Origin of the sequence: Winslowiella iniecta, assembly GCF_001267535.1 — a bacterium.
GTDB classification, from domain to species: domain Bacteria; phylum Pseudomonadota; class Gammaproteobacteria; order Enterobacterales; family Enterobacteriaceae; genus Erwinia; species Erwinia iniecta.
Genome location: NZ_JRXE01000015.1, coordinates 29941 through 40853 on the forward strand (window position 1 = coordinate 29941; position 10913 = coordinate 40853).

The following is a 10913-nucleotide window of genomic DNA, read 5'->3' on the forward strand; positions in this document are numbered from 1 at the left end:
CGGTAGAAAATTTACTAATAACACCTATGCTGATAGCAACAACATACGGTTATACACCCGGCGGGAGCAATAAATGATTAACATTTATAACCGTATTGATTTACTTAGAACTAAAACACATATCGATAGCCAATAATCTACTATTTGATAACCCTCCAGGTAATTTACACTCGCGACAAATTTTAAGGTAAGGAAACGTCATGAAAAGTATCGTTCCGTCAGTGATCGCCGTGGCGCTGGCCGCCTCATTTGCCGCTCAGGCGGCGACCCCGCCAGATACGCTGGTGATTGCCCAATCGATTGATGACGCCAGCAGCTTTGACCCGGCGCAGGGCTTTGAACTGACCTCAATGCAGGCGTTTACTAATATTTATCAGCGCCTGGTGCAGTCAGACCCACAGAATCCGGTCGATCTGAAACCGACGCTGGCGACCTCATGGCAGGCCGGTAGCGATAACCGCAGCCTGACCTTTGCACTGCGCGATGGCGCTAAATTTTCCACCGGCAATCCGGTGCGTCCGGAAGATGTGATCTTCTCGCTGTCGCGCGTGGTGAAACTGAATCTCGACCCTTCATTTATCCTGACCCAGCTCGGCTGGAGCAAAGATAATGTTGATGCTCAGCTGAAGAAGATTGATGACCAGCATGTGCAGGTCAGCTGGACGGCAGATGTCAGCCCGACTTTCGTGCTGAGCCTGCTCTCCGCGCCGGTTGCCTCAGTGGTTGATGAAAAAACCGTGATGGCCAATCAGCAGAAAAACGATCTGGGTAACCAGTGGCTGGGCAACCATTCCGCAGGCAGCGGCCCGTACCAGATTCGCAAATATATCCCGCATGAAGTGGTGCTGTTGACGGCGAATCCAGCATCTCCGGCGGGCGCACCCAAGCTGAAAAATATCCTGATTAAAAACGTTCCGGAACCCGCGACGCGTCGTCTGCTGCTGGAACAGGGTGATGTGGATATTGCACGTAATCTGGGTGCCGATCAGATCGCCGCGTTAAAAGGCAAAGCGGGCGTTAAGCCGCTGGCAATCCCGTTTGCCTCGCTCTATTACATGCAGTTCAATATTGATGCCTCTCCGGCACTGAAAAACCCGGCGCTGTGGGAAGCGTCTCGCTACCTGTTCGACTATAAAGGCATTGCCGACGAACTGCTGAAAGGCCAGTTCAAAGTGCATCAGTCATTCCTGCCAGAAGGCTACCTCGGCGCACTGAACGACAACCCGTACAGCTACGATCCAGAAAAAGCCAAAGCGATTCTGCAAAAGGCCGGTCTGACCAACGTCCACTTTACGCTCTCCGTCAGTAACCAGCCGCCGTATCTGGATATTGCCCAGGCATTGCAGGCCAGCTTTGCCAAAGGCGGCGTGAAGATTGAGCTGATTCCGGGCCTGAGCACCGAAGTCTCTACCAGCGTCAAAGCGCATAAATATGAAGCCACGCTGAACGCCTGGGGCGCGGACTATTTCGATCCGAACACCAATGCTTCAGCCTTTGCTTATAACCCGGAAAATGGCAGCACCACGCTGGCATGGCGCTCAAACTGGCAGATTCCTGAGCTGAGCAAGCAGACACTGGCCGCCACTGCCGAAAGCGATCCGGCCAAACGTATTGAGCTGTACCAGAAGATGCAGCGCGAAATACAGAAAAATTCACCGTATGTCATTGGGTTGCAGGCGCGTAACCTGATTGCGCTTCGCGATAATCTTCAGGGTTATGTGCAGGGCATTAACCCGGATATGGTTTACTACAACCAGGTCAGTAAGTAATGGCATTGACTTCAACAGAAGCCGGGTCCGCCCGGCGCTTCTGGCGCGGTAGCGGACGTATTGCCACCAGCCTGATTTCGTTACTGGTGACGCTGCTCGGTCTGCTGGCGTTTACCTTTATGTTGTCTCATCTGTCGCCGGTCGATCCGGTGTTGCAGATTGCCGGCGATCACGCCAGCGAATCGACCTACGCTCAGGTGCGCCACGATCTGGGGCTCGACCAGCCGGTGCTGATGCAGTTCTGGCATTATATTGAGCACCTGGCGCGCGGCGATATGGGGATCTCCCGTATTACTAATCAGCCGGTTGCCAGCGATCTGCTGCGCACCTTTCCTGCCACCATTGAGCTGGCGACCTGTGCGATGATTTTTGGCGCCTTTTTTGGCATCTCGCTGGCGCTGCTGGCGGCCTGGAAACCGGGCAGTATCATCGATAACCTCGCGCGCATGATCTCGTTACTCGGCTATTCGGTACCGATTTTCTGGCTTGGCTTACTGGGCTTACTGCTGTTCTATGCGGTGTTGCACTGGTCAGCAGGTCCGGGGCGGCTGGATGATATCTATGTCTATACGCTGGAGCCGACCACCGGCTTTGTGCTGATTGACAGCTGGCTTTCTGGCGACCCGGAAATGTTCCGCAATGCGATTGCTCACCTGTGGCTACCGGTGGTGGTACTGGGCATGCTGGCGATGGCGGGCATTACCCGTCTGCTGCGCGCCGCACTGCTGGAAGAGAGCAGCAAAGAGTATGTCACGCTGGCGCGGGCAAAAGGCGCCGGACGCGGACGCATTCTGCTGCTGCATATCTTCCCGAATGTCTCCGGCACGCTGATTACCGTGCTGGCACTCTCCTACGCTTCACTGCTGGAAGGCTCGGTACTGACCGAGACCGTCTTTGCCTGGCCGGGCGTTGGCCGCTATATGACCACCGCGCTGTTCGCCTCCGATGCTCCGGCGATCCTTGGCTCAACACTGCTGATTGGTAGCTGCTTTATTGTACTGAATACGCTGGCCGATGCGCTGACCTGGCTAACCGATCCGAGAACCCGATGACGCAAAATTTAACTGATGCTGAAACTGTGGCACCGCGCCGCCATCGCCGCCGCCGGGTGACCACGCTGGCAATTGGTGGCACGCTGGTTGCCATCCTGCTGCTGGCCGCGCTGTTTGCGCCGTTACTGGCACCCTTTGATCCCAATGCCCAGCAGATGGCTGCACGCCTGATGCCGCCGTCGGCAGCCCACTGGCTGGGTACTGATGGCTTTGGCCGCGATCTGCTGTCGCGCGTGATTTATGGCACCCGTCCGACGCTGTTACTGGTGTCATTGATTCTGGTGCTGACAATTCCGGTCGGGATGCTGGTCGGCATTGCCGCCGGTTATCTCGGTGGCTGGACTGAACGCGTGCTGATGCGCATTACCGATATCTTCCTGTCACTGCCTAACCTGGTGATTGCACTGGCGTTAGTCGCGATGCTTGGCCCTGGCCTGATGAATGGCGCACTGGCACTGGCGCTGACCAGCTGGCCGCCGTTTGCCCGTCAGGCACGGGCGGAAACGCTGGCGCTGCGCCGCAGCGATTATCTGGCCGCTGCGCGGATGCAGGGCATTACCGGCCTGCGCCTGATGTTTGGTCATATTCTGCCGCTGTGTATGCCAAGTGCGGTGGTGCGTGCCGCGCTGAGCCTGGGCGGGATTATTCTGGCGGCGGCTGGCCTCGGCTTCCTCGGCATGGGTGTGCAACCGCCGACCGCCGAATGGGGTTCGATGGTCGCCGAAGGCAGTAAAGTGATTTTCGACCAGTGGTGGGTCGCTGCCGCACCCGGTGGCGCGATTCTGTTCGCCAGCCTGGCTTTTAACCTGACAGGCGACGGCCTGCGTGACCGACTGGATACCCGCAATGCCAACTGATACTTCTCCACTGATAGTCGCCGACCGGCTCAACATTTCACTGGATGATGGCACGACGCTGGTGAATAACCTGTCATTTTCCCTTGGACGCGAGCGCGTGGCACTGGTCGGCGAGTCCGGCTCGGGTAAATCCCTGACCGCCCGTTCGCTGATGGGCCTGCTCTCCCCTTCGCTGCATATTCAGGCGCGCACGCTAACGGTTGCCGGTGAAAATGCGCTGACCCTGAGTGAGCGCCGCTGGAGCCAGCTACGCGGCAATAACCTGGCGATGGTGATGCAGGATCCAAAATATGCGTTGAACCCCACCCGCACCATTGGCTGGCAGGTCGAGGAGCCGCTTAAATTGCATCACTCCTTCAGCCGTGCCGAACGCCGTGAAAAGGTCTGCGACATGTTGGACGCCGTTGGTCTGCCGCAGCCAGCGCAGCTGATAGATCGCTATCCGCATCAGCTCTCCGGCGGGATGGGGCAGCGCGTCATGCTGGCCATCGCACTGATTGCCGATCCGCAATTTCTGATTGCCGATGAACCGACTTCGGCACTCGATCACGCCATGCGCGATCAGGTGCTGGCGCTGATTCGTCGGCTGGTAGAGCAACGTAATATGGGCTTGCTGTTAATCAGCCACGACCTGCAACAGGTGGCCGAACACTGTGACCGGGTAATGGTGATGTATAAGGGAGAAGTGCTGGATACGCTGCCAGCCGCAGAGTTGCCGCGCGCCACTCACCCTTACACCCGCACGCTGTGGTCATGCCGCCCGAGTAAAGCAACCCACGGTCAGCCGCTGCCGGTTCTGGATCGCGCGGCACTGGAGGCACATCGTGAGCATGATTGATCTGCAACAACTCAGCGTGGCGCATCGTCAGGGCTACGATCTGCGCACCGTGGTGCATGATGTGTCACTGTCGATTAACGCCGGTGAGTGTTTTGGTCTGGTCGGCCCTTCCGGCTGCGGTAAGTCATCGCTGCTGTGGGTAATGGCCGGGCTGAATCCGCACTGGAGCGGCAGCATGCAGCTGGCGGGGCATCAGGCCGAAGCGGGCAAAGCCTTTACCGGTGATTTACGCCGCGAGGTGCAAATGGTGTTTCAGGATCCTTATGCCTCTCTGCATCCGCGTCACCGCCTGCGCCGCACGCTGGCCGAGCCGCTCAAGTTGCTGAAGGTGAAGGATATTGACGATCGCATCAGTCAGGGCTTTCGCCATGTTGGTCTTGACCCGGCGATGGCCGACCGCTTTCCGCATCAGCTCTCGGGCGGGCAGCGCCAGCGCGTGGCCATTGTGCGTGCGCTGCTGTTAGAACCGAAGGTATTACTGCTGGATGAGCCGACCTCGGCGCTGGATATGTCGGTACAGGCCGAGATTCTTAATCTGCTGAACGATCTGAAACGCCAGGATAATCTGACCATGGTACTGGTCAGCCACGATCCTGATGTAATTGATCATATGTGCGATCGCGCTGCCCATATGGCTAATGGGCGTATCGTCAGGTAACCGGTAGAGGTTATCAACGCGGGCGGCAAAACGCCGCCCCTACGGCTGGTGTATATCATCAATACGGGCGGCGAAAACGCCGCCCCTACAGGATTTTTATCGTAGGGGCGGCGTTCTCGCCGCCCGTCTCACCGATTTTCTTCGAGGCATCCCGAAACGCTTGTCACCATCTGTTTCTGAACTCTCCACACCTCGATAATATCGTCGCCGGAGGGACACACCATGAAAACACGCCAATCCCCACGACTGAAACACTATAACTACGCGCAGGCTGGTGCTTATTTCATCACCCTTGTCGCACACCAGCGCAAACCGCTATTGGGTGAGATTCTTGCCGGAGAACTGATTCCCGCTCCACTGGCCGAGCTGGCCTTTCAGCACTGGCACCAACTCCCACGACGACACAGCACCTTATCGCTGGATGAAATGGTAATGATGCCTAATCATCTGCATGGCATCCTCTGGCTCAGTGGCGATAACTCCCATCAACTGATGAAAATCATCAATAATTATAAAGCCGGTGTAACACGCGAATTCAGACCTCCCGCGACCATCTGGCAGCGCGGATTCTATGATCGCGTTATTCTTGATGAAACAGAACTCAATACGATTCGTCATTACATTAAAGATAATCCGCTGCGCTGGCATGGGGACCGGCTGAATTATCGATAACGCCGCCTCAATATCCGGCATCCATCATCAATACGGGCGGCGTTTTCGCCGACCGTGCTAACCCGTTGATATTTCTATATCATTATTTCAGAAAACCATAGCATAAAGGCGTATTTCCCACGGAGATATTGCAGCATATAGTCCAGATATCTCCCCTTTCAGGATCGCCAGATGCGTAAACTCTTATCCGTTGCTATTGCCAGTGTCTTAACATTTTCCGCAGCCGCCCACGCCGCGACGCCGGCCGATACCTTAGTGGTGGCGATCCCGCTTGATGGCATTATCAGCTTCGATCCGGCTGAGAGTTTCGAAACCGTCAGTACCAGCAGCCTGATCGATGTTTATCAGGGCTTAGTCGCTTCCGGTCGTGACGATCCCCGTAAACTGGTGCCGGAACTGGCTACCGCCTGGCAGCCCGGTAGCAGTGAGCACAGCCTGGTGTTTACCCTGAAACCCGGCACAAAATTCGCCAGCGGCAATGCGCTGACCGCCGATGATGTGATTTATTCCTTCACCCGCGCCGTGAAGCTGAACAAGACCCCGTCGTTTATCCTCGGCGAATTAGGCTGGACCGCAGACAACATTGATGCCCAGTTTACCCGCATCAGCGATGATAAGCTGGAGCTGCGCTGGGTATCGCCTATTGGCAGCGACCTGGCTTTACGTCTGCTCTCCGCGCCGGTCGCCTCGGTTATCGACAGCAAAGTGGCGCAGCAGCACGCCAGCAATAATGATTATGGTAATGGCTGGCTGCGCACCCATTCTGCCGGCAGCGCCGCCTTTACCATCAAGAATTATGTGCCGCAACAGGCGCTGGTGCTGGAGCAAAACCCGCAAGCCCAGCCAGCACCGAAACTAAAACGGGTGATCCTGAAAGGCGTCGCCGATGCCGGCTCGCGCCGCTTACTGCTGGAACAGGGTGATGTCGATGTGGCGTACGAACTCGGTGCCGATCAGTTTGATGCGATTAAAAATAAGCCCGGAATCAAGGTCGCGAACTTCCCGTCCAGCCTGATTTATTACCTCGGCTTTAACACCCAGGACAAACAACAACCGGCGCTGGGTAATCCGGCTTTATGGCAGGCCGCACGCTGGCTGGTGGATTACGACAGCTTGTCGAATCAGCTGCTGAAAGGTCAGTTTCAGGTGCATCAGTCGTTTCTGCCACGGGGCTTCGACGGCGCACTGACCGATAAACCGTTTAAGCTGGATGTCGCCAAAGCGAAGCAGATCCTGCAACAAGGCGGCATCAAACCCGGGACGCGTTTTTCCCTGACCATCGTGAATCAGCCGCCGTATACCGATGTGGCGCAGGCGCTCCAGGCCAGCTTTGCCAAAGCCGATATCGATATCCAGATTCAGCCGGTCGCGGAATCCGAGCTGTGGGGCAAAATGCGCGGTCGCAATTTCCAGTCGATCTTTATCTACTGGGGTGCCGACTATGTTGACCCGAATACCAATGCCAGCACCTTTGCTTATAACGTGCCGGACGGGCCGAAAACCCTCGCATGGCGCGTCGGCTGGGAGATCCCGAAACTGAGCGCGCAAACCCGCGCGGCGGCGGCAGAGAGTGATGTGCAAAAACGCCAGGCGCTGTATGGCGAATTGCAGAAAGAGATCCAGCAGAATTCGCCGTATGTGGTGACGTTACAGGGGCAGAAGCTGGTCGGGCTGCGCGATAATGTGCAAGGCGCGAAGCAAGGGATTGGCACCAGTATGCTTTATTACGATCAGGTCAGTAAATAACTGAGGTTAGCCCCGCTAAACGCCATTGTCTTGATGGCGTTTGCGGTATTTCAGCGGCGTGTCCCCAATCATCTTTTTAAAACAGGTAATAAAATAGGAGGTATCGGCAAATCCGGTTTTCTCCGCGATAACGTCTACCGCCAGCTCATCCGCACGCAAATATTCACAGGCCTGCCGCACGCGGCGCGTCAACAAATATTCGTGAATTAATCCGCCGGTTTCCTGTTTAAAAGTGCGCGAAACATAACTGCGCGACAGCGACAGCGAAGCAGCCAGCGCGGCCAGACTGAATTTCTCCCTGTAATGCTCTTCAATCCACTGCATCACCCGCGTCGAAATGCTGTCATCAATCTGTTCACTGTTTTCTGTCCGCTGCGGAAAGAAATTCAGCAGCTGTAACATCAGGCAGGCGCTGTCAGATAAATTAAACTGCTGGCTGTCAAAAATGCGCTGATAAACCGTGAACAGCTGCTCAAGCCCGGTCTGATATTCACTTAAATCATACACCGACGCGACACTCGATTTATGGCAAAGCCGTTGCAGACTGGCGCGCTGATGGGGAAAGTCGCGCAGAAAATTAACTAAGGCCGCGTTATCGAGGTGAATAATGGTACGGCGATAGTTATCACTGTAGCGTTCATCAACCATCACTTTATGCAGCTTAAACGGCGGAAAGATAAATACCCGCCCCGGCCTTAAAGTATATTGCTGATTGTCCACGATGATGATGCCGTAACCCTGCTCAATCACCAGAATTTCCAGGCACTGATGCCAGTGGTGATAGCGAACCGTATTGGCAAAACGTCGGGTAAAGGAGATTGCGCGATCCGTTAATGAAATAAGCTCAATGGTTTCGATTGCCATGCTGTTCCACCAGGTCAACAATTTACTATTTTTGATTCTCTTCAGGTTAACTTAAACCACCGTTTTAAATTTTTATAAACATAATTTTTATTCCCTTCATTTTTTGTGATAGCGCTAACACTGTTACCGCCCCGCTGCCGACTACTCTTGCTCACCACAACATCGCCACTGAGGTTGAGAAATGTCGCATCATCCGAATCCCCTGCGCTCCCGCCAACAGGTTGCCGATTTTCTGCAAACCCTGCTGGCCAATGTTGATCGGCAATTTCACGCCGGTGAAACCGGTATCAGACTCGGGGAAACCTGCGCCCATTACGGCGCAAAAATTGCCGAAATGGAGGCGCTGTCGCGCATGCTGTGGGGAATTTTCCCGCTGATGGCCGGGGGTGACACGGTGCCAGGCGCAGAAAAATACTTTCGCGCCATAGCAGACGGCTGTAATCCACAGCATGCGAACTACTGGGGCGACGCGGGGCCGTTCGATCAACGTATTGTGGAGATGGCGGCGTATGGCGTAGGTATGTCACTGTTAAAAAAACAGTTTACCGATCTTTTTCCTGCGGCAGCCTTGCATAATCTGCATCGCTGGCTGGACCAGAGTGGTTATGCCGAGATGCCGGAAAATAACTGGAACTACTTTGCCATTATGGTGCAGTTGGGTTTCAAACAGGCCGGGCTGCCCTGGGATCGCCAGGTGATTGAACAGCGTTTTAACCGCATGGAAGCTTACTATCTCGGTAACGGCTGGTATTCCGACGGCCCCGGCAGGCCAAAAGATTATTATATCTCGATGGCGTTTCACTATTACGGACTGATATACGCCAGCCTGATGGCCGAAGAAGATGCACCGCGCGCCAGCGAGCTTCGCGCCCGCGCCAACCGGTTTGCCCACGACTTTATCACCCTGTTTGCCGCCGATGGCGCCGCCGTGCCCTTTGGTCGCAGCCTGACTTACCGCTTTGCAGAAGCGGCATTCTGGAGCGCAGCCGCCTTTGCCCGCCTGGAAGCGTTTTCACCTGGCGTCTATAAAGGGCTGATTCTGCGCCATCTGCGCTGGTGGAGTCAGCAACCGATTTTCGACCGCGATGGCATTCTCACCATTGGTTACGCCTATTCTAATCTGGTGATGGCCGAGGATTATAACTCGCCCGGCTCGCCTTACTGGGCGCTGAAACTGTTTCTGGTAATGGCACTACCGGAACAGGATGCCTTCTGGCAGGCGGAAGAGCTGCCGCTGCCATCCGTTGCCCCACAGCAGGCGATTATCGAAGCCGATCAGATTGTGGTGCATCATCCGCACTCTGCTCACGTTTATATGCTGACATCCGGTCAGATTGAGCTGAATAACTACGTTAATACCGAAGCGAAATATACCAAATTTGCCTATTCCAGCCACTACGGTTTTACCGTTGAGCGCGGGCGTTATGGGCTGAAACATGCCGCCTGCGATTCAATGCTGCTGCTGAGCGAAGGCGATAACTACTATCGCGGACGCCGCGAGTGTGAGGCGGTCAAAACCACGCAAGACGCAATCTGGTCGCGCTGGCGGCCCTGGCATGATGTACAGGTGGAAAGCTGGCTGATCCCGTGCGGCGTGTGGCATTTGCGTGTCCATCGCCTGACCAGCGCCCGCACGCTGCACAGCGCCGAAGGCGGTTTTGCCGTGCGCTTTACACCTGACACGCAGATTGAGTCAGCGGCCAGCGGCTGTACGTTACGCGCCGACAATGGCATCAGTTCTTTAGTCAATCTTCCCGCCGGTCGCCAACGCGCGGCACAGCATATTGTTACCCCACCCAACAGCAGCCTGATGTTTGCCGAGAGCGCCGCCATTCCGCTGTTAAGCGCCGAACTGGCACCCGGCGAGCACTGGCTAAGCTGCGCGGTGCGGGTACAACCGAATCATGAAAATGATGATAGCCCTCTGCCGGAACTCCGGATTGAGTCTCACCAGCTGCGGATCATCTGCCCGCAGCGGGAAATTATCCTTGCGCTTTCCGGCGAATAATAAACAGCTTTGCGAGGCTGAAGATGAAACTTGTTAATGCAGCAAATAAATCCAGTTATTACAAAATTAGCCTGTTTATCTTTCTCTACTTTTTTACCTGGTCCGCCAGTATCGGTTTACTGGCTATCTGGCTCGGGCAGAAAACCGCATTAAGCGGTGCCACTATCGGCACAGTTTTTGCCGTAAATGGCGTGTTTGCGGTGATGATGAAACCGATATACGGCTATATTATGGATAAAATCGGCATGAGCAAATCACTGCTCTATTTTGTCGTCGGCATGTCGGCACTGATGGCCCCGTTCTTTATTTATGTCTATCAGCCGCTGTTATTAAGCCATACCCCCCTCGGCATTATTGTCGGTGCTATTTATCTGAGTTTCGCCTGGTATGCCGGTGTGGCGGCAACCGAATCCTATGCCGACCGGTTCAGCCGCATGAATCAGCTGGAG

10 protein-coding genes are annotated in these 10913 nt (G+C 55.3%); 9 read left to right on the plus strand and 1 reads right to left on the minus strand.

What is annotated here, in order from left to right; all coding sequences use genetic code 11:
• The first annotated feature begins 200 nt into the window (after positions 1–200).
• From NG42_RS11850 to NG42_RS11880, 7 genes are all read left to right on the plus strand, one after another.
• Positions 201–1769 (plus strand): ABC transporter substrate-binding protein, encoded by a 1569-nt coding sequence (locus NG42_RS11850; protein WP_052899584.1) that lies wholly within the window; start codon positions 201–203, stop codon positions 1767–1769.
• A complete protein-coding gene (locus NG42_RS11855) occupies positions 1769–2821 on the plus strand; it encodes an ABC transporter permease (protein WP_052899586.1) in 1053 nt (350 codons plus the stop codon). Before NG42_RS11850 ends, NG42_RS11855 begins: the two co-directional genes overlap by 1 nt.
• Entirely contained in the window at positions 2818–3678 is an 861-nt protein-coding gene (locus NG42_RS11860; RefSeq protein WP_052899588.1) for an ABC transporter permease, read from the plus strand. Before NG42_RS11855 ends, NG42_RS11860 begins: the two co-directional genes overlap by 4 nt.
• Positions 3668–4516 (plus strand): ABC transporter ATP-binding protein, encoded by an 849-nt coding sequence (locus NG42_RS11865; RefSeq protein WP_052899590.1) that lies wholly within the window; start codon positions 3668–3670, stop codon positions 4514–4516. Before NG42_RS11860 ends, NG42_RS11865 begins: the two co-directional genes overlap by 11 nt.
• A complete protein-coding gene (locus tag NG42_RS11870; RefSeq protein WP_052899592.1) occupies positions 4509–5174 on the plus strand; it encodes an ABC transporter ATP-binding protein in 666 nt (221 codons plus the stop codon). The genes NG42_RS11865 and NG42_RS11870 overlap by 8 nt, the downstream gene beginning before the upstream one ends.
• 222 nt (positions 5175–5396) lie before the next feature.
• A complete protein-coding gene (locus NG42_RS11875) occupies positions 5397–5846 on the plus strand; it encodes a transposase (RefSeq protein WP_052899594.1) in 450 nt (149 codons plus the stop codon).
• Positions 5847–6017: 171 nt separating this feature from the next.
• Positions 6018–7592: an ABC transporter substrate-binding protein gene (locus NG42_RS11880; protein WP_052899596.1), complete on the plus strand. Its 1575-nt coding sequence runs from the start codon at positions 6018–6020 to the stop codon at positions 7590–7592.
• Positions 7593–7607: 15 nt separating this feature from the next.
• Here NG42_RS11880 and NG42_RS11885 read toward each other — a convergent pair whose 3' ends face one another.
• Positions 7608–8456 (minus strand): AraC family transcriptional regulator, encoded by an 849-nt coding sequence (locus tag NG42_RS11885; RefSeq protein WP_052899598.1) that lies wholly within the window; start codon positions 8454–8456, stop codon positions 7608–7610.
• A gap of 181 nt (positions 8457–8637) precedes the next feature.
• Between NG42_RS11885 and NG42_RS11890 the strand changes: the two genes are divergently transcribed.
• On the plus strand, positions 8638–10464 hold the full coding sequence (locus tag NG42_RS11890; RefSeq protein WP_052899600.1) for a DUF2264 domain-containing protein: 1827 nt from the start codon (positions 8638–8640) through the stop codon (positions 10462–10464).
• Between the two features lie 23 nt (positions 10465–10487).
• A partial coding sequence (locus NG42_RS23525) for an MFS transporter (protein ID WP_052899746.1) occupies positions 10488–10913 on the plus strand: 426 nt, incomplete at its 3' end.